Raw genomic sequence first — 22,118 nt, forward strand, 5'->3', positions numbered from 1 at the left:
TTAAGTCGAGATTTTGCAGTCAGCTCCCGCCTATTCAACAAACATGCGTCCAGATATTGCGCTGATGTAGCGCCGAGATTACGGTTCCCTTGCGTCGGCAACGCCCCCACCCTCGCCGCACCGCCCGCCGCACACCTCTGCCCCGCCCTGCCCGCTCGGCCTGGCAGTTGACGGCGGCTCAGCCGACGCGGATCCGGCCTCCCCCGCGCGAAGGAGCGACACGTGTTCCCACCCTTCCGATATCTGAGGCGAGCGGTCGCGCTGAGCGGCACCGCCGCCCTGCTGACCACCGCCGGCATCGTCGCGCTGGCGGCCCCGCCGGCGCTGGCGGCCGCGGCCGGTGCCACCGGCGGCAGTGGCGCGAGCCTGCCGTACACCGAGGTGCAGGCGGAGAGCTCCGCCACCAACGGCTCTGTCATCGGCCCGAGTTACACCCAGGGCCAGCTGGCCGACGAGGCCTCGGACCGCCAGGCCGTGACGCTGCAGGGCGCCGGCAAGTACGTCACCTTCACCACACCGGTGGCGACCAACTCGATCGACTTCCGGTACAGCATCCCGGACACCTCGGACGGGTCGGTCTACAGCGCGCCGCTGTCGCTGTACGTCAACGGCGGCAAGCAGTCCGACTTCAGCCTGACCAACGCGTACAGCTGGTACTACGGCAGCTACCCGTTCACCAACAGCCCGGGCAGCAACCCGCACCACTTCTTCGACGAGACGCACCGCCTCTTCAGCACCACCTATCCCGCCGGGACCACCTTCACCCTGCAGGTGGACGCGGAGGACACCGCCGCCTCCTACACCATCGACTTCGCCGATTTCGAGCAGGTGGGGACGGCACTGCCGCAGCCCGCCGGATCGGTCTCGGTGACCAGCGAGGGCGCCGACGCGAGCGGCGTGAACGACGCGACCGGCGCGTTCAACGCGGCGATCAGCGCGGCCGGTCCGGGCGGCACGGTGTGGATCCCGCCGGGCACCTTCAACGTCCCCGGGCACATCAGCGTCAACAACGTGACGGTCGCCGGGGCCGGCATGTGGTACTCCACGGTCACCGGCAGCGCGCCCGGCTTCTACGGCAACTCCGCGCCGTCGCCGAGCAGCGGGGTGCACCTGCAGAACTTCGCGATCTTCGGCAACGTCCAGGAGCGCGACGACAGCGCCCAGGTCAACGGGATCGGCGGCGCGCTGAGCAACTCCTCGGTGTCGAACCTGTGGATCGAGCACGAGAAGGTCGGGGCCTGGATGGACGGGCCGATGGACAAGCTGGTCTTCAGTGGCATGCGGATCCGCGACACCACCGCTGACGGCATCAACTTCCATGGCGGGGTGACCAATTCGACGGTGACCAACAGCGAGCTGCGGAACACCGGTGACGACGGGATCGCGACCTGGGCCGACTCCGCCATCGGGGCCGACGCCAACGACCTGATCTCCGGCAACACCGTGGAACTGCAGATGCTCGCCAACGGCATCGCGATCTACGGCGGCCACGACAACACCGTCACCGGCAACCTGGTGCGCGACACCGGCATCACCCAGGGCGGCGGCATCCAGGTCGGGCAGCGGTTCACCTCGACGCCGGTCGGCACCACCACGATCTCCGGCAACACCCTGGTGCGGGACGGCAGCCTCGACCCGAACTGGCAGTTCGGCGTCGGCGCGCTCTGGTTCGACGGCAGCCAGGGGGCGATCACCGGGCCGGTCAACGTGTCCAACACGCTGATCCAGCAGAGCCCTTACGAGGCCGTGCAGTGGGTCGAGGGCACCATCAGCGGCGTCAACCTGAACACCGTGACCATCGCGGGCACCGGGACGTACGCCCTGCAGGAGCAGACCGGCGGCGCGGCGACGTTCACCAACGTCACGGCCACCGGGGTCGGCGCGCCCTCCCCCGTCTACAACTGCGAGGGCGGCAACTTCGCGGTCACCGACGGCGGCGGCAACTCCGGGATCAGCGGCACCCCGAGCTGCGGCCCGTGGCCCGCCCCGGTCTACCCGCCCTACCCGCCCACCGGCGTGACGGCCAGTCCGAGCGCGCTCGGCTTCGGCTCGGTCGCCACCGGTGCGCACAGCACCGCGCAGAGCGTGACGGTCAACAACCCGACCGGCTCGGCCGCGACGGTCTCCTCGATCGCGGCGAGCGGTGACTTCACCCAGAACAGCACCTGCGGCAACTCGATCGCGGCCGGCGCCTCCTGCACGGTGGCCGTCACCTTCAGCCCGACCGCGACCGGCACCCGCACCGGCACCCTGACCGTCACCGCGGGCGGGACCACCAGCACGGTCAGCCTCTCCGGCACCGGCATCGCACCCGGCCCGGTGCTGAACGCCACGCCGGCGGCACTCTCCTTCGCCGCCACCGTGGTCGGCGCCAGCACCGCCGCGCAGAGCGTGACGGTGACCAACTCCGGTACCAGCGCGGCGAGTCTGTCGAGCGTGACGACCAGCGGCGACTTCAGCCAGAGCAGCGGCTGCGGCAACTCGGTCCCGGTCGGCGGCTCCTGCACGGTGGCCGTCACCTTCACGCCCACCGCCGGCGGGGCCAGGACCGGCACCCTGACCATCAGCGGCAACGCCAACAACAGCCCGACCACCGTCGCGCTGAGCGGCAGCGGGATCGACAGCAACACGAACATCGCGGCGGGCCGCCCGGCCTCGGCCAGCTCCAGCAACAGCCCCTACGTAGCAGCGAACCTCACCGACCCGGACGCCTCGACGTACTGGGAGAGCGCCGCCTCGTTCCCGCAGTGGGCGCAGGTGGACCTCGGCCAGAACTACAGCCTGGGCAAGGTCGTCCTGAAGCTCCCGCCGCTCACCGTCTGGGCCACCCGCACCGAGACCCTGTCGGTGCAGGGCTCGACGGACGGCTCGACCTTCGCGACGCTGGCCGGCCCGGCCGGCTACGCCTTCGACCCGAGCGGCAACAGCAACACGGTGGCCATCACCTTCAACGCCGCCACCGCCCGGTACCTGCGGGTGAACATCACCGCCAACACCGGTTGGGGCGCCGCCCAGCTCTCGGACCTGGAGGTCTTCCCCAGCGGCGGCGGCAGCTCCGCGGCGACGCTCACCACCAGCCCGTCCTCGCTGACCTTCGCCACCCAGGCACCGGGCAGCACCAGCGGCGCGCAGAACGTCACGGTGACCAACACCGGCAGCGCGGCCGCGACCGTCTCCTCGGTCGCGGTGAGCGGTGACTTCGCCCAGACCAGCACCTGCGGCAACTCGATCGCGGCCGGCGCCTCCTGCGCGGTCGCCGTCACCTTCACCCCGACCGCCGCCGGCACCCGCACCGGCACCCTGACCATCACCGGCAACGCCTCGAACAGCCCGACCACGGTCGCGCTGACCGGCACCGGCGCCGGCACCGTGAGCACCAACCTGGCCCTCGGCAAGCCCACCGGCGAGTCCAGCCACACCGACGTCTACCCCTCGTCGAACGTGACGGACAACAACCAGAGCACCTACTGGGAGAGCGCCAACAACGCCCTGCCGCAGTGGGTCCAGGTCGACCTCGGCAGCGCGCAGAGCGCGAGCCGCGTCGTCCTGCAGCTCCCCGCCGGCTGGGGCGCCCGCAACCAGACGCTCTCGCTGCTGGCGAGCACCGACGGCAGCACCTTCAGCACCGTCAAGGCGTCGGCCACCTACACCTTCGACCCCGCGAGCAACAACACCGTCACCCTCACCTTCCCGACCACCGCCCAGCGCTACTTCCGGGTGAACGTCACGGCGAACACCGGCTGGCCGGCCGGACAGCTCTCGGAGTTCCAGATCTGGAACGTCTGACCGGCAACGCGTCCGAAGCTGACCGCCGGGGCCAGTGGCCGGTGGTGAACGACCGGTGGTGAACGGCCACTGGCCAATGGTGGAGCGGCAGTCGGTGAACAACGGCCGGGCCGCCGCCGGGTAGCACCTACCCGGCGGCGGCCCGGCCGCGCGCCCGGCGGACGGCATGCGCAGCTGAGGGCGGCATGCGCAGCGGACGCGGGAGACTGCCGTCAGGTCCGATCGGCGCCATCGGCGAAGTACGACAGCACCATCTCGACCAGGGCGTCGACGTCGGCTTCGGCCATCGGTTCGCCGGTCATGCCCATCCGGTGGAGCAGGGTTCCGACGACGACGTCGATGAAGAACAGGACCCGGTCCGCCGGCTCGTCGAGCGCCTTCTGGAGCGCGAGCCGGTAGGGCTCCTGCAACTGGGCGGACAGGATCTCGCGCAGGGCCGGGTCGCTGACGGCGTCGCTGAACACACCGGCGAACGCGTCGCCCACCCCGGGCTCGCCGATCTTCGCCGCGCTCCACCGGATGGCCGAGGACATGAGCTCGGCCGGGCCCGCACCCTCCTCCAGCGGCACCGGGCCGAACGCGTCGAGGAGGCAGTCCACGATCAGCGCGCCCTTCGACGGCCAGCGGCGGTAGATCGTCGTCTTCGCGACGCCGGCCGCGATGGCGATGCGCTCGACGGTGGCGCGCGCGTAGCCGAGTTCGCGGACCGTGCTCAGCGTGGCGGTGAAGACCTCGGCGTTGACGCCGGTGCGCGGGCGACCGGGCGGTCGGCTGGAAGAGGTCGGTCGAGTCATTCCCCTACGATACCCAGTTTCGCTACGATAGGTTTCGATACCTGAGGTTTCGATACCAAGGGTAGTGAAACTACGCGACCGAGGAGAAGACATGACCGAGGACAGTGGTGTGCGGCAGCCGTCGGCGGGCGACCAACTGCGACAGCAGGCCCTGAGGGGAGAGCCGGACTGGTTGACGATGACCGCCGAGGAACTGGCCGCCTTCAGCGAAGCGGAGAACCGCCGGCGGGCATCGCCCGCGGCGCGGGCGATCACCGGGCTGCCGGATCCCGGCGTCACGATCGACTGGCAGGAGCTGGCGCTGCCCGGCCGCCGCCTGCCGGTCCGGGTCTACCGACCGACACCCGAGCGCGGCCGCGGCGCCGACCGGGACGCCCTGCCTCTCGTGCTCCACGTCCACGGCGGAGGGTTCGTGGGCACCGCGGTGCAGAGCGACTGGGTCAACAGCCATCTCGCCGCCCGGCTGCCCGCACTCGTCGTCTCCGTCGAGCACCGCCTCCTCGCCCCGGACACGCCGCTGTCGGCCGCGGCCGACGACGGCTGGGACGCGCTCCAGCACCTGTTGCGGCACGCCGCCGACCGGGGCATCGACCCGGCGCGCACGGTCGTCTTCGGTGAGAGCTGCGGCGCGTTGATCACCGCCCTGACCGCCATCCGGGCCGGCGCGGCCGGCCCGCGCCTGCGGGCGCAGGTCCTGGTCAACCCCGCCGTCGACCTGACCGGGACGATGCTCGACCACGCCTCGATCACCCAGCACCCCCGCACCCCGACCCTCACCGTGCCGCAACTGCGGCTGTTCCACCGGCTCGCCGTCCCACCGGGAGCCGATCCCCGCGCGCTGTCGCCGCTGTACGCCGCCGACCTCAGCGGGCTCGCCCCGGCACTGGTGGTGGTGCCGACCCACGATCCGTTGGCCGATCACGGCCGCCGCTATGCCGAACGACTGCGCGCGGCGGGGACGCCCGCGCGGCTGACCGAATACCCCCAGGCCCCGCACGCCTTCCTCAGCATGCCGGGCGTGGTGCCGCAGGCCGAGGCCGCACGAGCGGAGATCGTGGAGTTCCTCCGCGGCGCCCTCGCGGGGTGAAGGCCGCACGAGCAGGCAGCGCGCAGAGCCGAGAACAGGGCCGAACGTGGAGCCGGACGTCGTGGAGCCGAACGTGGAGCCGGACTCGTCTAAACGCGGTGCTCCCAGGCCCAGGCGGCGATGCCGACCCGGTTCCGCGCACCGATCTTGCGCTGGATGTTCGCGATGTGGTTCTTCACCGTGCCGGCGGCGATGAAGAGGCCGGCCGCGATCTCGGCGTTCGTGCCGCCGTCCGCCAGCCGCCGGACGATCTCGAGTTCTCGTTCGGTCAGGGGCTCCCGGTCGCCCCGGGCCGGGACGACCGCCGGCTTGGTGAGCTCGCGCAGCAGGCGGACGGTGATCTGCGGACTGATCAGGGCGTCCCCGGCAACCGCCGCGCGGATGGCTTCGATGAGGAGGGTCGGGCCGGAGCGCTTGAGGAGGAAGCCCGACGCGCCGTTGCGCAGGGCCGTGTGCACGTACTCGTCGAGGTCGAAGGTGGTCACCACGACGACGCGCATCGGGGTCGGGGCATCGGGGCCGGCGAGGAGCCGGGTGAGTTCGAGGCCGTCGACGCGGGGCATGCGAATGTCCGCGAGCACGACGTCCGGCTTCAGGTGCCGGGCGAGTTCGACCGCGGTCTCGCCGTTCGCGGCCTCGCCGATCACGTGGATGTCCGGCTGCGCGTCGAGGATGATGCGGAAGGCGCCGCGGATGCTCTCCTGGTCGTCGGCTATCAGGACACGGATCGGTGCGGTGTTCATCTGTTCGTCTTCCGGCGTGCGAGTGGCGGGGCGTGCGAGTGGCGGGGCATGCGAGTGGCGAGCGGTGTCAGCGGGCCGGTGTGACGGACTTGCCGAGCGGGAGCAGCGCGGTCACCTGCCAGCCGCCGTCGTCGCAGGGTTCGGCGGTGAGCGTCCCTCCGATGGACTCGACGCGCTCGGCGAGCCCTGGCAGGCCGAGCCCACCCCGTCGGTTGGCGCGACTGGGGCGGTTGGGGCGGTTGGCGGAGCGTTGTCCTGAGCGGCCGTTCCTGACCGTGACGGTGAGTGAGGAGGCTGCCCCGGGTTCGTCGGCTGCGGCGGCGTCCACGGCGGCGGCCGCAACTGAGGCGACCGCGACCGCGATGTCGACGTCGGCGTCCCTGGCATGTCGGCGGACGTTCGTCAGCGCTTCGACAACGACGCGGTACGCGGTGGTGGACACCTCGCGCGAGACTCGGGTGACGGGCGCGAGGTCGAGATCGCGGTCCAGGTCGAGATCGAGCCGGACGCGCGCCGACGTCGAGGCATCGAACCGCGCCACCAGATCGGACAGTTCCTCGATCCCGTGGGCGGCTGACCGGGAGTCACCGTCCTCGTCGTCGTGGAGCATGTGCACGGTGCGGTCCATGGACGTCAGGGCTCTGAAGCCGGCCTCTTCGATGCGACGGAGCGCGGTGAGTGCGACCTCGGGATCACTCTCCCCGACGAACAGCCCGGCTTGCGCTTGTGCGACGATCTCGCTGACGTCGTGGGCGACGAAGTCGTGCAGGTCCCGGGCGAGATCGAGCCGCTGACGCAGTCGGCCTTCCGCCACCGAACGCACACGCCGCACATCGAGGACCCTGAGATAGGCACCACCCGTCGCCGCGCCGGTGGCCATCAGGAACCAGAAGAGGCAGCCGCCGACAACCGTGCCGCCCATCTTCGGTTCCCAGGCCCGCAACACCCAGAGTGTGACGGCCAGGTGTGTCGCCAGCCCGACGGCGACCGCCTGAGGAATCGGCGGATGGCGAACGGCCGGCACCAGCAAGGCCAGCAGCGCGATCGCCTCCAGCGAGCCGAGGATGCCGGGTGCCGGACCCGCTGCTCCGGCCGGACGTGCGGCGGTCACCGCCAGCGACGCCGTCGCGGCGATGCCGGTCGCCCACCCGCCGAGGGGACGCGACCGCGGCCGACCGCCGAAGACGAGGAGTGCCGCCAACACGGCCAGGGCCGCAGGCACGAGAATGATCAGCACGTCTCGACAGTACGCGGACGAGGCCGTTCGGCGCCTGTGCCGATCGGCACCCCCGGCGGCCGCTCCCCCCGAAGAACATGCCGAACGGCCCATACCCCGGCCAGGGGTCAGGACCCGAGCCTTGAAGCATGACGACGACACGACCCGCGGCCCTGACGGGCAACACCGCAGCCTCGACGAACGTGCAGGTCGCGAAGGTGAAGTACGCCCCGGGGACGCCCCCTTGGGCCCGGATCGCCGCACACGCCGTGCCCTTCGTCGTGCTGCCGTCCAGCGTCTGGCGGCTCCTCATGACGGCGGGCCTGGCCGGGGTCGGACATCCGCAGAGCCCGAACTACCGGTCCCAGCCTTCCGACTACCTCTACGTCCTGCTGCTCTCCGTGGTCGGTGAGGGCTTCGCGCTACTCACCCTGGGCCTGGTGAAGCCGTGGGGCGAGGTCGTTCCTCGGTGGATTCCGCTGCTGGGCGGTCGTCGCGTTCCGATCAAGGCCGCGGTCATCCCGGCGACCGCCGGTGCACTGCTGCTCCTGCTGATCGCCGCCTACTTCTTCCTGGATCCGATCTTCTTCCACGTCCACTTCACCCCGTCGACCGGCGACCGGGGAACGCCGACCTCGCACCTCGAAGTCCACGGATGGTCCCGAACACTGTTCGCGGCCTGCTACCTGCCGCTGCTGGCCTGGCCGGGGCTCGTCGGTGCGGTCACCTGCGCCTATCACCGGCGTCGCACCGCCGAAGGGGAGCTGACCTGACCGACGTCAGGGGCCGGGAAGTCCAGGAAGCCCGGCCCGAGCAGGAGCCGCTGCTCACAATTCGTCCTTTCGTTCGATTCTGACTTGAATCTTTACGAACAGATGTTCGATCCTGGACCCATGGCCACCCCCGTCCTCCGCCAGCAGCCGACGGCGCCGGTGCCGGTTCCGTCGCAGGACGGGCCGGTGTCGGTGCCCGCCGCGCTGGCCGGGGTGCTGCCCGCGGGCGGGTTGCGTCGCGGGTCGGCGGTGTCGGTGCGGGAGGACGCCGGGCTGCTGCTGGCGCTCGCCTCGGGGAACCGGGAGGGGTGGTACGCGGCGGTGGGACTGCCCGAGCTCGGGCTGCTGGCGGCCAGCGGGTACGGGATCGACCCCGGGCGGCTGCTGCTGGTGGACGCGCCCGGGCGGCAGTGGCCCGAGGTGGTGGCGGCGCTGGCCGGGGCGGTGGAGGTGATCCTGCTGCGCCCGTCCGGGCCGGTGGCGCCGCAGCTGGCGGCCCGGCTCGGGGCGGTGCTCCGGCGCAGCGGGTGCGTACTGCTGGTGGCCGGGGAGTGGCCCGGGGCGGAGCTGCGGCTGAGCGTGCGGGAGAGCCGCTGGGTCGGGCTCGGATCCGGGCACGGGCTGCTCGCCGGGCGGCAGGCGCTGGTCGCGGTCGAGGGCCGTGGTGCGGCCGCGCGCGGCCGCACCACGCGGGTCTGGCTGCCGGACGAACACGGGGTGGTCCGGTCCGCCGAGGGCGCGCCGGGCGCGGCCACCGGGCCGGACGAGACACGCAGCGGTGCCCCCGGGCCCGCCGCTGTCGGGGTGGGGCTCGACGAGGAGTCGGGCGACGCGGTGGGGCGGGGGCGGCTGACGGCGGCGGTGTGAGATGACTGCGGTCAGCGAATCCGTCGACCGGCTGCGGGTGCTGGTGGTCTGGTACCCGGACTGGCCGATCGTCGCGGCCGGTGACACGGCCGGTGGCGCCACTGGCAGCGCGACCGGCGGCGCGACCGGTGCGACCGGCGGCGCGACCGGGCCCGGCCTGCCGGTGGCCGTGGTGGCGGGCGGCCGGGTGCTGGCCTGTTCGAACGCGGCCCGGCTGGCCGGGGTGCGGCGCGGGCAGCGGCTTCGGCTGGCCCACCGGCTCTGCCCCGAGCTGCGGCTGCGGGAGCGGGATCCGGTGGGCGAGACCCGCTGCTTCGAACCGGTGGTGGCCGCGGTCGAGGCGTTCACACCTCGGGTGGAGGTGCTGCGGCCCGGGCTCTGCGCGATCCAGGTGAAGGGGCCGGCCCGGTACTTCGGCGGCGAGCGGGCGCTCGTCGAGGCGGTGGTGGCGGCGCTGGCCGGACTGCGGGTGGGGCCGGTGGCCGGGGCGGACCGCGACGGCGACTGGGGCGGCCCGGTGCGGGCCGGCGGCGCGGGCGACGGGCGCCCCGGCGTAAGTGGCACGGGCGGCGCGGGTGACGAGCGGCACGGCGCGGGCGGTACGGGCAGCGGGAACGGCGCGGGCAGCACGGGCGGCACGGGCAGCGGGAACGGCACGGGCGACACGCACCGTGAGCGCCTTGGCGGCCAGGCGGGGCACCCCCGTACCCCGCCCCCGCGGGTCGGCGTCGCGGACGGCGTCTTCGCCGCCGTGCTCGCCGCCCGCGCCGGGGTGCTGGTGCCCGCCGGCCGGACGGCCGAGTTCCTGGCCCCCTACCCGGTCGCCGCGCTGGAGGACGAGCCGCTCGCCGAGCTGCTGGTGCGCCTCGGCGTGCCCACCCTGGGTGACTTCGCCCGGCTGCCGTCCGCCACCGTGGCCGACCGGTTCGGGCCCGCCGGCCTGGCCGCGCACCGGCTGGCCCGGGGACGCACCGCGCGTCCACCGGCCGGCCGGACGCCGGGGCCCGACCTGGCCGTCGAGCAGCGCTTCGACCCGCCCGAGCTGCTGGTCGAGCCGCTGGTCTTCGTCGGCCGCGCCCTCGCCGAGCGCCTGCACGAGGTGCTGGCCGGGGCCGGGCTGGCCTGCCGCCGGGTGGCCGTCGAGGTGAGCTGCGCGGACGGGACCACGGCCGCCCGGCTCTGGCAGCACGAGGGGCGGCTCTCCGCGCCCGCGCTGGCCGAGCGGGTGCGCTGGCAGTTGCAGGCCTGGCAGGGCTCGGGCTTCTTCGCGCCCACCGCCGGCGGTTTCACCCTGCTGCGGCTGGTGCCGGACGAGCTGGTGGCCGACCACGGGCGGCAGCTGGCGCTGTGGGGCCAGGCCGTGGTCGAGGACCGGGTGGAGCGGGCGGCGGCCCGGGTGCAGGCCCTGCTGGGGTACGGCGGGCTGAGCCGGGTCGAGCGGGTCGGCGGCCGCGGTCCGGACGAGGTACTGCTGCGGGTGCCCTGGGGCGAGCGGCCCGCGCCGGCCGCCGACCGGGACGCGCCCTGGCCGGGGCAGCTCGGCCATCCGGCGCCCGGGGTGGTGCCCCGGGCGCCGGTGCCGGTGCGGGTGCTGGACGCGGCCGGGCTGCCGGTCGGCGTCACCGGGCGGGCCGAGGTCTCCGCCGCGCCGGTCCAGCTGGTGCTGGACGGCCGGGTGGCGGTGATCACCGGCTGGGCCGGCCCCTGGCCCGCCGTGGAGCAGTGGTGGGACCCCGACCAGGTCAGGCGCCGGGCCCGGTTCCAGGTCACCCTCGCCGACGGGCGGGCCCTGCTGCTCGTCCTGGAAGGCGGCAGCTGGGCACTGGAGGCGGCCTATACCTGACGGTCCATCAGCAATCGAGAGAGCAGCGGAAGAACAGGCGAACGGAACAGCACCGCACCATGGGATTCGACAGCCACCCCAAGCTCCCCTGGAGCGAACTCCGCGACCGGATGCACGGCCACCGCGCCGACACCGGCGCCAAGGTGCTGCGCCTGCCGGGCACTCCCGCACCGCCCGAAGCCGCCCGGCCCACGACGCCCACGACGCCCACCGCCCCGGTGCCCTGGGCCGAGTTGCACGTGCACTCCGCGTTCAGCTTCCTGGACGGTGCGAGCGAGCCGGAGGACCTGGTCGCCGAGGCGCTGCGGCTGGGTGTGGAGACGCTGGCGGTGACCGACCACGACGGCCTGTACGGCGCGGTCCGGCTCCACCTGGCCGCCCAGGGCACCGGCCTGCGCACCGTCTTCGGCGCCGAACTCGGCCTGCCCGGCTCCCCCGGACTGCGCGACGAGCACCTACTGGTGCTGGCCCGCTCCGCCGAGGGCTACCGGCGACTCTCCGCCGCGATCGCCACCGCGCAGCTGGCCGGCGAGGGCAAGGGGCGCCCCACCTACGCGTTCGAAGAGCTGGCCGGGGCACACGGCGGTGAGTGGGCGGTGCTCACCGGCTGCCGCAGCGGCCGGGTCCAGCGGGCCCTGGAGGAACGCGGGCCGGATGCCGCACTTCGCGAACTCCGTCTGCTGGCCGAGGCGTTCGGGACGGACAACGTCTTCGTCGAGCTGATCGACCACCGGCTACCCGGGGACGACCCGCGCAACGACGCACTGGCGGAGCTGGCGGCGCGGGCCGGCCTGGCGGTGGTCGCCTCCAACAACGCCCACCACGCCTCCCCCGCGCAAGGGCGCCTGGCGCAGGGGCTGGCCGCGCTGCGGGCCCACAGGACACTCACCGAGGCCGCCGGGTGGACCCGGGCAGCGGGCACCGCCCATCTGCGCTCGGGGGCGGAGATGGCGGCCCGGCTCGCCCGGTTCCCCGGGGTGCGCGCGGCCACCGCCGAGCTCGGGCGCGCCTGCGCCTTCGAATTCACCACACTGAGACCTGAGTTGCCGCTCTTCCCGGTGCCGCGGGGGCACACCGGGTTCAGTCGGCTGCGCGAACTGACGCTCCAGGGCGCGGCCCGGCGCTTCGGCCAGGACCACCCGACGGCCCAGGCGCAGCTGGCCAAGGAACTCGACGTGATCGAACGCCGGGAGCTGTCCGGCTACTTCCTGATCGTCCACGACCTGGTGGAGTTCTGCCGGGAGCGGGACATCTGGTGCCAGGGGCGCGGCTCGGCCGCCAACTCGGCGGTCTGCTACGCCCTGGGGATCACCGCGGTCGACCCGATCCACTACGGGCTGCTCTTCGAACGCTTCCTCAGCATGGAGCGGGACGGCCCGCCCGACATCGACCTGGACATCGAGCACCGGCGCCGCGAGGAGGTGATCCAGTACGTCTACCAGCGCTACGGGCGCGCGCACGCCGCCCAGGTGGCCAATGTGATCACCTACCGCCCCCGGCTCGCACTGCGCGACGCGGCCCGGGTGCTCGGCTATCCGATGGACCAGGTGAACGCCTTCTCCCGGCAGGTCGACTTCCGCTCGGCCCCCGGCGCGGACGCCGTGATCCCCACCGACGTACTCGACCTCGGCCGCCAACTCCACGGACTCCCGCGCCACCTTGGCATCCACTCCGGCGGCATGGTGCTGACCGGCGAGCCGATCGGCCAGATCTGCCCGACCGAGTGGGCCCGGATGCCGGGCCGCTCGGTGCTGCAGTGGGACAAGGAGTCGACGGCCGGCGCGGGCCTGGTCAAGATCGACCTGCTGGGGCTCGGCATGCTCTCCGCGCTGCACGACACCTGCACCCTGGTGGCCGAGCACCACGGCCGCCGGCTCGACCTCGACACCATCCCCAAGGAGGACGGGGACGTCTACGAGATGCTCTGCCGGGCGGACACCGTCGGGGTGTTCCAGGTGGAGTCGCGGGCCCAGATGTCCACGCTGCCCAGGCTGAAGCCGCGCGAGTTCTACGACCTGGTGGTGGAGGTCGCGCTGATCCGGCCAGGCCCGATCCAGGGCGGCTCGGTCCACCCCTACCTGCGCCGCCGGGCCGGCCAGGAGGCGGCCGACTGCCCGCACCCGCTGATGAAACGGGCCCTGGACAAGACCCTCGGAGTTCCACTGTTCCAGGAGCAGATGATGCAACTCGCCATCGACTGTGCGGGGTTCAGTGGAACCGAGGCCGACCGGCTGCGCCAGGCGATGGGCGCCAAGCGCTCCCACCAGCGGGTGGCCGAGCTGCGCCGGCGGCTGCTGGACGGGATGGCCGAGCGCGGCATCCCGCCCGAGGTGGCGGAGGACGTCTTCACCAAGATCGAGGCCTTCTCCAACTACGGCTTCCCGGAGTCGCATTCGATCAGCTTCGCCTATCTGGTGTATGCCAGCGCCTGGCTCAAGTACCACTACCCCGCAGCTTTCACCTGCGCGCTGCTGGCCAACCAGCCGATGGGCTTCTACTCGCCGCTCAGCCTGATCTCGGACGCCCGCCGGCACGGTGTGACGGTGCACCCGGTGGACGTCAACACCAGCGCGGCCGCCCCGACCCTGGAGGGGCCCCGGGAGAACCCCGCGATCCGGCTGGGGCTGGCCACCGTGCGCGGCCTGGGCGCCGAGCAGGCGCGGACGGTGGCCGCCGGGCAGCCGTACCGGAGCCTGGAGGACTTCGCGCACCGCACCGCCCTGCCGGCCCCGGTGCTGGAAGCGCTCGCCACGGCGGGGGCGTTCCGCTGCTTCGGGTTGACCAGGCGTCAGGCGTTGTGGTCTGCTGGCGCCCTGGCACTCGGTGGCGGCGCCGCTCTGCTGCCGGGCACCACTCCGGGGACGATCGCGCCCGCACTGCCCGCGATGACCCCCGTCGAGGAGACCATCGCCGACCTCTGGGCCACCGGGTCCTCCGCCACCAGCCACCCGGTCGAGCACATCCGCCCCGATCTGGCCCACATCGGCGCCACCCCCGCCGTCGAGCTGGCCGCCCTGGCCCACGGCAGCCCGGTGCTGGTCGGTGGACTGGTGACGCACCGTCAGCGACCGCCCACAGCAGGCGGGGTGCTCTTCCTCAGCCTGGAGGACGAGACCGGGCTGATCAACGTGGTCTGCAACCGCCATGTCTGGGAACCCCACCGCCGCACCGCCCTGGACCGGGCAGGCCTGCTCATCCACGGCCGCCTCGAACGCGACCAGGGCGCCGTCAACGTGGTCGCCACCCGGATCGGCCCGCTGCGGGTGGCCCTTTGACCGCCCGACCGACGAAACGACTGGAGACACGTGCACCGCTACATCCTCACCGGCACCCCAGGAGCCGGAAAGACCTCGATCCTGGGCGAGTTGGCGGCCCTCGGCAACCACACGGTGGCCGAGGCGGCGACCGACGTGATCACCGCCGAGCAGGCCCGGGGCGAGCCGGAGCCGTGGACGCGCGACGACTTCGTCGAGCAGGTGACCGCCCTGCAGCGCGACCGCCAGCTGCGGGCCCCGGTCGCCGGACCGGGGCTCCAGCTCTACGACCGCTCGCCGGTCTGCACCCACGCGCTGAGTGTCTTCCAGGGCCGACCGGTGCCACCCGGGTTGGCCGCCGAGCTGGCCCGGATCGTCCAGGAGCGGATCTACCGGCCGCAGGTGCTCTTCGTGCGCCAACTGGGCTTCTGCGAGCCCACCGCCGCCCGCCGGATCAGCTTCGCGGACGCGCTGGAGTTCGAGCGGGTGCACGAGGAGAGCTACCGGGCGTTCGGCTTCGAGCTGGTCGAGATCCCGCCCGGGCCGCTCGCCGAGCGGGTGGCGCGGGTGCGCGGTGTGCTCGCCGAGCTGTCGGGGCTCCGCGAGCGGAGCGGGCTGCCCGGGTGGCGCGGTCCGGGCGCCTGGGGCAGGAGTTGAGACCGACCCCCGCCACCTGCCTTGGGGCGCGCGGGCGTTCTCGCGGGTGCCGGCCACCGTGCGTGCCGAAGGCCGACACCGTGCGGCCCCTCGCCGTCTACCTGGGCATGCTCGACTTCGACTCCGACGCACCGAGCCGGAGGAACTGGTCACCCACCTCCGCCGCCTCGCGGGCAGCTGTGGCCGCTCGACACCGCTGACCCGCTGACCTGTCGGTCCGCGGACCCGCCGACCCGCCGACCCGCCGACCCGCCGACCGAGGCGATGCTCAGGCGCTGCGCAGCAGGAACGCGGAGAGCGGGACGAAGCCGCCGCTGCCGCCCCGGGCTGGGTCCTCCCCCGAGGTGCGGCGCAGCAGCGCGAGGGCGATCCGCTCGCCCTGCACCTTGGCGCGGTCGGCCACCAGGCCCTGGTGCAGACCGTCGACCGTGGCGCTCCAGAGCTGGACCCAGCGCCCGTAGTGCGCGGCGGTCAGCGGTGCGCGCTCGTGCAGGGCCGCGTGCGGCGCGAAGGCGTTGCGGCGGTAGTCGGCGGACCTGAGCAGCGCACTCGCCCAGAAGTCCGTGATGTGCGGGAGGTGGGCCTCCAGGTCCATCCCGGCGACCTCGGTGAAGTGCGGTCCGATCAGCGGATCGGCGAAGGCTGCGAGGTAGAACCGGCGGAGCAGCCGCTCCAGATCGGCCCGATCGGCGATGTCCGTTCTGAGCACTGGTCCGCTCCTCGCTGCTCTGTCGTCCGTCATCTGCCATCCGCTATCCGGCGCCCGTCGTCCGGCGCCCGTCATTCGTCATTCGTTGTCCGGATGACAGAATCTGAAATCTGTCATCTGCCATCTGTCATCCACCAGCCGTCAGCCGTCAGCCACCCTCACCCGACCACCCAAGGTAATCGTCAACCTTGGTTGACATCACCTGAGCGTCAACCTATGTTGACATCATGAGCGAGAACAACCAGCTCGCCGCCGCCGCGAGCAGCCGCGACCCCGCCATCGGCCTGCGGGCCGTCCGAGCCCTGCGCGACCTCGCCGACCGGCTGGAGGACCTCCAGGTCGGCAACGCCAGGGCCAACGGGTGGTCCTGGCAGGAGATCGCCGCCTGCCTCGGCGTCAGCCGCCAGGCGGTGCACAAGAAGCATTCCCGACGCCCCCACTTCCTGGACGGAGAGTAGCCACGTTCGAACGCTTCGCAGCGGCCGCGCGGCTGGCGATCACCGAGGCGCAGCGCGAGGCCGTCGAGCTGCGCCACGACCGCCTCGCCCCCGAGCACCTGCTGCTCGGCCTGCTGCACCACCCGCAGGACCCGTCCGTCGCGGTCCTGGTCGAGCAGGGGCTGGACCTGCCCACCGCGCGGGCCGCCGTGGTCCGGCTGCTCGGCGGCGGCTCGGCCGGCGTCGACGGCGAGGCGCTGGGCCACATCGGCATCGATCTGACCGCGGTGCGTGAGGCGATCGAGGCCGGCTTCGGCCCGGGCGCGCTCGACGGTCCGGCCGAGCGCCGCCCGCGCGGCCAGGAAACCGCCAACCGCGTGCGACTCGACCACCGCACCAAGAAGGTGCTGGAACTCGGCCTGCGGGCGGCGGCGGCCCGCAGGGCGCGCACCATCGAACCGGGCCACCTGCTGGTCGGACTGCTCCAGGAGGCGCAGCTGCCGCCGACCCGCGAGGCGCGCGAGGGCCTGGTGACCCAGATGCTGACCGACCACGGCCTGCTGCCCGTCGCCGTCTACGCCAAGGTGCTCGCCACTCTGGACGCTTGACCCCTCCCGCTACGGCCGTACCTGGCCGGCGCGCGCCGGAGCCGGGATCTCGCGGCGGATCACCGGCGCCACCTCCGAGGCGAAGAGCGCCAACTGCTCGTGCTGCACCTCCTCGGTCAGCGCGTCCACACCGATCCCGACCACCTCGTTGCCGAAGGCCTCGTGGTAGCGGTGGATCTTCTCGATCACCTGCTGCGGGCTGCCGACCAGCGCCGAGCCGCGCTCCAGGGCGTCCTCCAGCGAGGCGAACGGCGAGTTGTTGTGCTTGCCCGCGGCCGAGTTGAACAGCGCGTCCCAGTAGGGGCGGAAGCCGGCCACCGCGTCCTGCGAGCGCTTGGCCAGGAAGAGTCCGCCGAACCCGGTGCCCACCACCGCCTGCTCGGGATCGCGGCCGTAGTGCGCCCAGCGCTCGCGGTAGTGGTCCACCAGGGCCCGGTACTTCTCCAGCGGGTGGAAGCTGTTGGCGGAGAAGAGCGGGTCGCCGTAACGGGCGGCCAGATCGGTGGACCGCGTGCTGGTGGCACTGCCGTGCCAGACCGGGATCGGCTGCTGGTGCGGGCGCGGGTAGGTGGTCACGTTCTCCAGCGGCGGACGGGTACCGCCCTGCCAGCTCACCCCCTCCTCGCGCCAGAGCCGGTGCAGCAGACCGTAGTTCTCCGCGAGGTGCTCCCACTGCCGCTCCTCGCTCAGCCCGAAGAGCCCGAAATGGCGCGGGTCGTTCCCCTTGCCGATGATCAACTCAAGTCGACCGCCCGAGAGTTGGTCGACCATCGCGTAGTCCTCGGCGACCCGGACCGGGTCCAGCACGCTCAGCACCGTCACCGTGGTGAAGAGCCGGATGGCGCTGGTCCGGGTCGCGATGGCGGCCAGCAGCACCGGCGGCGCCGGAGACAGGAAGGGTTCACCGTGTCGTTCCCCTACTCCGTAGCCCTCGTAGCCCAACTCCTCAGCGGTGACGGCCTGGTCGATGACGTTTCGGTACTTCTCGGACGCGCTGTACTGGCGCTGGGTGACCGGGTCGGGCCCGTTGGAGAGCAGGGACGAGACGATGAACCGCATGGCGGTGACTCCTCGCTGGGATCGCCGGAAGAGGCGGGGGCGGTGGCGGTGGCGGTAGCGGGACACCCGCACTGCGCGGCGCGCCCGACCGGGCTGGACGAACGGGGGGAAGCGGGAGGATCCGAGGGACGCGAGCGGCCCCGGGAGAGCGAAGGACCCGATGGGCGGGAGGATCCGAAGGAGACGCGACCAGCGCTGCTCAGGGCAGCAGGGGGCGACAGCGGCGACAACACGCACGCGCCCGGCTCCCGCGTACGGGAGCAGCCGGAAGGAGGTCGACCGCCGAACGCACCGGACCCACCCCTCCCGCCAAGTCGGACAAACTTCAACTGATCCTAAGCCGCCCCAGCCGGCCGGGCAAGGGCCGTGGCGCCACCCGAGCACCCGCCGCGACCTGGCAGGATGCGGGTATGAGCTACCTCGCGGCCGACTCCCGCTACGCCTCGATGACCTACCGCCGCGCCGGACGCAGCGGCGTGCAGCTGCCCGCCGTCTCGCTCGGGCTGTGGCACAACTTCGGCGACACCCAGCCCCTGGAGGTGCAGCGCGCGGTGCTGCGCCGCGCCTTCGACCGGGGCGTCACGCACTTCGACCTGGCCAACAACTACGGCCCGCCGTACGGCTCGGCGGAGAAGAACTTCGGCACCCTCTTCGCCCAGGACTTCCGCCCCTACCGCGACGAGCTGTTCATCGCATCCAAGGCCGGCTACGACATGTGGCCGGGCCCCTACGGCGACGGCGGCAGCCGCAAGTACCTGCTGGCCAGCCTGGACCAGTCGCTGGGCCGGATGGGCCTGGACCACGTGGACGTCTTCTACTCGCACCGCTACGACCCCGAGACGCCCCTGGAGGAGACCATGGGCGCGCTCGCCTCGGCCGTCCAGCAGGGCAAGGCGCTCTACGCGGCGATCTCCAACTACCCCGCGGACCAGCACCGGGAGGCGGTGGCGATCCTGCGCGAGCTGGGCACGCCGGTGCTGCTCAACCAGGCCCGCTACTCGATCCTGGACCGGGGCGTGGAGGAGGGGGTGCTGGAGGCGGTGGGCGAGACCAGGACCAGCCTCATCGCCTACTCCCCCCTTGCCCAGGGCCTGCTGACCGACCGTTACCTCGGTGGCGAGGTGCCGGCCGGCTCCCGGATGTCGGTCGGGCACTTCCTCAAGGAGGAGGCGCTGACCGGGGAGAAGCTGGAGCGGCTGCGGGCCCTGGACAAGCTGGCGGGACGGCGCGGGCAGAGCCTGGCCCAGCTGGCGCTCGCCTGGGTGCTGCGTGACCCCCGGGTGGTCTCGGTGATCATCGGCGCCAGCAGCGTGGCCCAACTCGACCAGAACCTCGACGCCTTGGCGGCCGGGCCGCTGAGCGCCGAGGAACTGGCCGAGATCGACGAGCTGAGCCGCTGACCCAGGGCTCCGCCTGAGCCGCTGCCCCCGGCTGCCGACTACCAGCTGCCGACTACCGGCTGCCGACTGAGCCCTGCCCCGGTTGCCGGCCGAGTCGCTGCCCTGGGCTGCCGTGGGAGGGCTCAGCGAAGGGCCGGCAGCACCGTCTCCGCCACCCGGTAGGCCTCCTCCAGGAGCGGGTTGGCGGAGAGGATGAAGGTGTCCACCCCCAGGTCCTCGAACTCCTTGAGGCGTTCGACGACCTGCGCGGTGCTGCCGACCACCGCCGTGCCGGGCCCGGGACGGAACAGGCTCATGCCCGGCCACAGGTTCGGGTGGGTCTCCAACTCCCGGGCCCGGGCCGGCACCTGGCCGCCGTGCTGGCGGAACTGTCGCTGCCAGCCGACGCCGTCCTCACCCGAGCGCCCGTCGAGCTGCCGCGCGTAGGTGGCCTGGCTGGTGACGTCGAGCAGCCGGTCGGCGGCCGCCCAGGCCTGCTCCTCGGTGTCCCGCACGATCAGGTGCAGGCGCAGGCCGATCCGCAGGGTGCGGCCGTGCGCGGCCGCCCGCTCGCGGACCCGGGCCAGCTTCTCCTTGAGCAGGTGCGGCGGTTCGCCCCAGGTGAGGTAGACGTCGACGTGCTCGGCGGCCATCTCGATCCCGGCGGCCGAGGAGCCGCCGAACCAGAGCGGGATGTGGCCCGCCCGCTTCGGGGTCAGCTCCCGCAGGCTCGCGCCGGCGTTCTTGAGCCGGTAGAACTCGCCCTCGTGATCGAACACCTCACCGGCCGTCAGGCGCTTGACCAGGCTCCAGTACTCGGCGCTCAGCCGGTAGCGGTCGTCGTGCTCCACATCCAGGCCGTACTCGCGCAGTTGGCCGGTGGAGCCGTTGACCACGTTGAAGCGCAACCGGGGGCCGTGCAGGTGCTCGAAGCTGAGCGCCATCTTGGCCAGCAGGGTCGGCGAGACCAGACCGGGGTGCACGGCCAGCAGTGGCTGGAAGCCGGGGCCGGTGGCGGCGGCGACCGCGCTGCCCAGCGTCCATACGTCGTAGAGGTCGGTGGCGAGGAGCGCGCCGCTGTAGCCCAGGCGCTCGATGGTGGCGGCCAGTTGCTGGAGGTAGCCCAGGTCGACCGGCCGGCGGCCGGCCGGCTCCCAGGGGTAGTGGCCCTCGCGCGGGATCAGGTACCAGAGGACTTCGGTGGCCATCGGTTCAGTTCCCTTCCAGGGCGGCGGCGACCGGTGCCGCGAGCTCGGGCAGCTGGGCGTCGGCCACCCGCACCGGCTTCTCGATGAAGCCGACCTCGGCGAAGATGTCGGCGGCCTCCTGCTGCTCCGCGATGAACGCGTCGGTCACCGGCTCCAGTTGCCACGGCAGCCGGGCCAGCGCCTCGCGGTGGTCGGCGAGCGTGCCGCCCTGGTCGGCCGCCGCGAGCGCCGCGGCCTCGTCCAGGTGCTCGGCCACCCAGCGGTCGGCCCGCCGCAGCGCGGTCGCGACGGCGGCCACCACCTCGGGCCGCTCGACGGCGAAGGTCCGGCGGGCGAAGAAGACGGAGCGGTCACTGATCACCTCGCCGGTGCCGATCAGCACCCGGACCTCCCCGCCGCGCAGCGCCTCGACGAGCTCGGCGCCCTGGGCGATCCAGCCGCCGATCGCCCCCTCGCGCAGCCGCTCGGCCTCGGTTCCCTCGGGGCGCAGCGGCGTCACCGAGTCGCGGTAGGACAGGCCCGCCCCGTGCAGGGCCTTGGCGAGCAGATGGGTCTGCCAGGAGCCGATCCCGAGCACCACGGCGGTGCCCTGGAGGTCGGCGACCGTGCGAACCGGGCCGTCGGCGCGCACCAGCAGGGCGCCGTGGTCGGGGCGCGGCGCCGAGACGGCCGCGTAGACCAGGTCGTGGCCGGCCGCCTGGGCGGTGATCGGCGGGGTCGAGCCGGTGCCGCCCAGGTCGATGGTGCCGTCGGCGAGCAGCGCTCCGGTGCGGGTGCCGTCGGTGTAGTGGTGGAACCGCCCCTCCTCTCCGGCCTTGGCCAACTCCTCGTCCAGGTAGTCGAGTCGAGAGAGGTAGGAGAGCGAGGGGTTGCTCCGGTGGACGCCCAGGGTGATGGTCATTCAGTGTGCTCCGGTGGGGAGTGCGGGGTGGGGAGAGGTGGGGTCGGGACGGGGATCGGGCTCGGGTGCGGCCGGGCGTACACCGAGGTCGGCGAGCAACTGGCGTCGCAGTCGGGCGAATTCGGGGTCTGCCGGGTCGCGGGGGTGGGCCACCTTGACCCGCTCGTCGCGGACCAGCCGCCCTTCGCGCAGCACCGCCACCCGGTCGGCGAGCCGGACCGCCTCGTCCACGTCGTGGGTGACCAGCAGCACGGCGGGCCGGTGCTTGCGGCACAGCTCGCCCACCAGGTCCTGCATGCGCAGCCGGGTGAGCGCGTCCAGCGCGGCGAACGGCTCGTCGAGCAGCAGCAGTTCGGGCCGCCGGACCAGCGCCCGGGCCAGCGCCGCGCGCTGCGCCTCACCGCCCGACAGGGTGGCCGGCCAGGCCTCGGCGTGGTCCGCCAGGCCGACCTCGGCCAGGGCCTGACGACCGATCAGCTCACGCTCGGCGCCGCGTGGCAGCCCGAGGGTGACGTTGGCCAGCACGCGCTTGGCGGGCACCAGGCGCGGCTCCTGGAAGACCACGGTACGTGCCTCGGGCACCAGCACGGTGCCCGAATCCGGCCGGTCGAGCGCGCCGAGGATCCGCAGCAGGGTGGTCTTGCCGGTGCCGCTGGCCCCCAGCAGCGCGAGGAACTCCCCACGCGCCAGGTCCAGATCGATCCCGTCCAGCACCGCCCGGCCACCGAAGGAGCGGCGCAGGCCGCGCAGCTGAACGGCCGGCACCGCAGGCACGTCAGGCGTGTCAGCCGCGACAA

18 protein-coding genes are annotated in these 22,118 nt (G+C 73.0%); 10 read left to right on the plus strand and 8 right to left on the minus strand.

From position 1 onward, the window contains the following. The first annotated feature begins 222 nt into the window (after positions 1-222). A complete protein-coding gene (locus tag OG455_RS07280; protein WP_266291426.1) occupies positions 223-3,786 on the plus strand; it encodes a choice-of-anchor D domain-containing protein in 3,564 nt (1,187 codons plus the stop codon). Positions 3,787-3,998: 212 nt separating this feature from the next. Here the strand turns inward: OG455_RS07280 and OG455_RS07285 are convergent, their stop codons facing one another. Beyond that, a complete protein-coding gene (locus OG455_RS07285; RefSeq protein ID WP_266291428.1) occupies positions 3,999-4,580 on the minus strand; it encodes a TetR/AcrR family transcriptional regulator in 582 nt (193 codons plus the stop codon). Positions 4,581-4,758: 178 nt separating this feature from the next. Here OG455_RS07285 and OG455_RS07290 point away from each other — a divergent pair, with 178 nt between their 5' ends. Beyond that, positions 4,759-5,667, plus strand: coding sequence for an alpha/beta hydrolase (locus tag OG455_RS07290; protein WP_266300684.1), 909 nt, complete (start codon positions 4,759-4,761; stop codon positions 5,665-5,667). Between the two features lie 89 nt (positions 5,668-5,756). Here OG455_RS07290 and OG455_RS07295 read toward each other — a convergent pair whose 3' ends face one another. Both OG455_RS07295 and OG455_RS07300 read right to left on the minus strand, forming a co-directional pair. After that, complete coding sequence (locus tag OG455_RS07295; RefSeq protein WP_266291430.1) at positions 5,757-6,410, minus strand: response regulator transcription factor; 654 nt, start codon at positions 6,408-6,410, stop codon at positions 5,757-5,759. 67 nt (positions 6,411-6,477) lie between these two features. After that, the gene (locus OG455_RS07300) at positions 6,478-7,647 is read right to left on the minus strand and encodes a sensor histidine kinase (protein ID WP_266291432.1); all 1,170 of its coding nucleotides are present in this window, start codon (positions 7,645-7,647) and stop codon (positions 6,478-6,480) included. Positions 7,648-7,775: 128 nt separating this feature from the next. Between OG455_RS07300 and OG455_RS07305 the strand changes: the two genes are divergently transcribed. The 5 genes from OG455_RS07305 to OG455_RS07325 all read left to right on the plus strand — a co-directional run bounded on the left by OG455_RS07305 (position 7,776) and on the right by OG455_RS07325 (position 15,020). Further along, positions 7,776-8,399, plus strand: coding sequence for a hypothetical protein (locus OG455_RS07305; protein WP_266291433.1), 624 nt, complete (start codon positions 7,776-7,778; stop codon positions 8,397-8,399). Positions 8,400-8,519: 120 nt separating this feature from the next. Further along, positions 8,520-9,266, plus strand: a complete 747-nt coding sequence (locus OG455_RS07310) for a hypothetical protein (RefSeq protein ID WP_266291435.1) — start codon at positions 8,520-8,522, stop codon at positions 9,264-9,266. 1 nt (position 9,267) lies between these two features. After that, positions 9,268-11,109: a DNA polymerase Y family protein gene (locus tag OG455_RS07315; protein WP_266291437.1), complete on the plus strand. Its 1,842-nt coding sequence runs from the start codon at positions 9,268-9,270 to the stop codon at positions 11,107-11,109. Between the two features lie 59 nt (positions 11,110-11,168). Further along, the gene (locus tag OG455_RS07320) at positions 11,169-14,384 is read left to right on the plus strand and encodes an error-prone DNA polymerase (protein WP_266291439.1); all 3,216 of its coding nucleotides are present in this window, start codon (positions 11,169-11,171) and stop codon (positions 14,382-14,384) included. Positions 14,385-14,414: 30 nt separating this feature from the next. Continuing rightward, positions 14,415-15,020 (plus strand): AAA family ATPase, encoded by a 606-nt coding sequence (locus OG455_RS07325; protein ID WP_266291441.1) that lies wholly within the window; start codon positions 14,415-14,417, stop codon positions 15,018-15,020. Positions 15,021-15,288: 268 nt separating this feature from the next. Here the strand turns inward: OG455_RS07325 and OG455_RS07330 are convergent, their stop codons facing one another. Beyond that, positions 15,289-15,729: a group III truncated hemoglobin gene (locus OG455_RS07330; RefSeq protein ID WP_266291443.1), complete on the minus strand. Its 441-nt coding sequence runs from the start codon at positions 15,727-15,729 to the stop codon at positions 15,289-15,291. A 227-nt stretch (positions 15,730-15,956) separates the two neighbouring features. Between OG455_RS07330 and OG455_RS07335 the strand changes: the two genes are divergently transcribed. Both OG455_RS07335 and OG455_RS07340 read left to right on the plus strand, forming a co-directional pair. Further along, entirely contained in the window at positions 15,957-16,187 is a 231-nt protein-coding gene (locus OG455_RS07335; RefSeq protein ID WP_266291445.1) for an RNA polymerase subunit sigma-70, read from the plus strand. Then, positions 16,091-16,774 (plus strand): Clp protease N-terminal domain-containing protein, encoded by a 684-nt coding sequence (locus OG455_RS07340; RefSeq protein WP_266291447.1) that lies wholly within the window; start codon positions 16,091-16,093, stop codon positions 16,772-16,774. The genes OG455_RS07335 and OG455_RS07340 overlap by 97 nt, the downstream gene beginning before the upstream one ends. Positions 16,775-16,783: 9 nt before the next feature. Here the strand turns inward: OG455_RS07340 and OG455_RS07345 are convergent, their stop codons facing one another. Beyond that, complete coding sequence (locus tag OG455_RS07345) at positions 16,784-17,833, minus strand: LLM class flavin-dependent oxidoreductase (RefSeq protein WP_266291449.1); 1,050 nt, start codon at positions 17,831-17,833, stop codon at positions 16,784-16,786. 410 nt (positions 17,834-18,243) lie between these two features. On the opposite strand from OG455_RS07345, the gene OG455_RS07350 reads away from it, so the two are divergent. Continuing rightward, on the plus strand, positions 18,244-19,233 hold the full coding sequence (locus OG455_RS07350; protein WP_266291451.1) for an aldo/keto reductase: 990 nt from the start codon (positions 18,244-18,246) through the stop codon (positions 19,231-19,233). 122 nt (positions 19,234-19,355) lie between these two features. On the opposite strand, the gene OG455_RS07355 is transcribed toward OG455_RS07350, so the two are convergent. From OG455_RS07355 to OG455_RS07365, 3 genes are read right to left on the minus strand one after another with little or no spacing between them, the layout of a single operon-like run. Continuing rightward, entirely contained in the window at positions 19,356-20,420 is a 1,065-nt protein-coding gene (locus tag OG455_RS07355) for an LLM class flavin-dependent oxidoreductase (protein ID WP_266291453.1), read from the minus strand. Positions 20,421-20,424: 4 nt separating this feature from the next. Further along, positions 20,425-21,321: an ABC transporter substrate-binding protein gene (locus OG455_RS07360; RefSeq protein WP_266291455.1), complete on the minus strand. Its 897-nt coding sequence runs from the start codon at positions 21,319-21,321 to the stop codon at positions 20,425-20,427. Further along, on the minus strand, positions 21,322-22,095 hold the full coding sequence (locus OG455_RS07365; protein ID WP_266291457.1) for an ABC transporter ATP-binding protein: 774 nt from the start codon (positions 22,093-22,095) through the stop codon (positions 21,322-21,324). It abuts the gene before it with no gap. Between the last annotated feature and the right edge of the window lie 23 nt (positions 22,096-22,118).

Origin of the sequence: Kitasatospora sp. NBC_01287 (assembly GCF_026340565.1) — a bacterium.
GTDB lineage: Bacteria > Actinomycetota > Actinomycetes > Streptomycetales > Streptomycetaceae > Kitasatospora.

Coding starts and splice junctions, on each gene's coding strand:
- OG455_RS07285 (WP_266291428.1), bottom strand. CDS start 4,580: ATGACTCGACCGACCTCTTCCAGCCGACCGCCCGGTCGCCCGCGCACC.
- OG455_RS07290 (WP_266300684.1), top strand. CDS start 4,759: ATGACCGCCGAGGAACTGGCCGCCTTCAGCGAAGCGGAGAACCGCCGG.
- OG455_RS07295 (WP_266291430.1), bottom strand. CDS start 6,410: ATGAACACCGCACCGATCCGTGTCCTGATAGCCGACGACCAGGAGAGC.
- OG455_RS07305 (WP_266291433.1), top strand. CDS start 7,776: ATGACGACGACACGACCCGCGGCCCTGACGGGCAACACCGCAGCCTCG.
- OG455_RS07310 (WP_266291435.1), top strand. CDS start 8,520: ATGGCCACCCCCGTCCTCCGCCAGCAGCCGACGGCGCCGGTGCCGGTT.
- OG455_RS07315 (WP_266291437.1), top strand. CDS start 9,268: ATGACTGCGGTCAGCGAATCCGTCGACCGGCTGCGGGTGCTGGTGGTC.
- OG455_RS07320 (WP_266291439.1), top strand. CDS start 11,169: ATGGGATTCGACAGCCACCCCAAGCTCCCCTGGAGCGAACTCCGCGAC.
- OG455_RS07335 (WP_266291445.1), top strand. CDS start 15,957: ATGAGCGAGAACAACCAGCTCGCCGCCGCCGCGAGCAGCCGCGACCCC.
- OG455_RS07345 (WP_266291449.1), bottom strand. CDS start 17,833: ATGCGGTTCATCGTCTCGTCCCTGCTCTCCAACGGGCCCGACCCGGTC.
- OG455_RS07350 (WP_266291451.1), top strand. CDS start 18,244: ATGAGCTACCTCGCGGCCGACTCCCGCTACGCCTCGATGACCTACCGC.
- OG455_RS07355 (WP_266291453.1), bottom strand. CDS start 20,420: ATGGCCACCGAAGTCCTCTGGTACCTGATCCCGCGCGAGGGCCACTAC.
- OG455_RS07360 (WP_266291455.1), bottom strand. CDS start 21,321: ATGACCATCACCCTGGGCGTCCACCGGAGCAACCCCTCGCTCTCCTAC.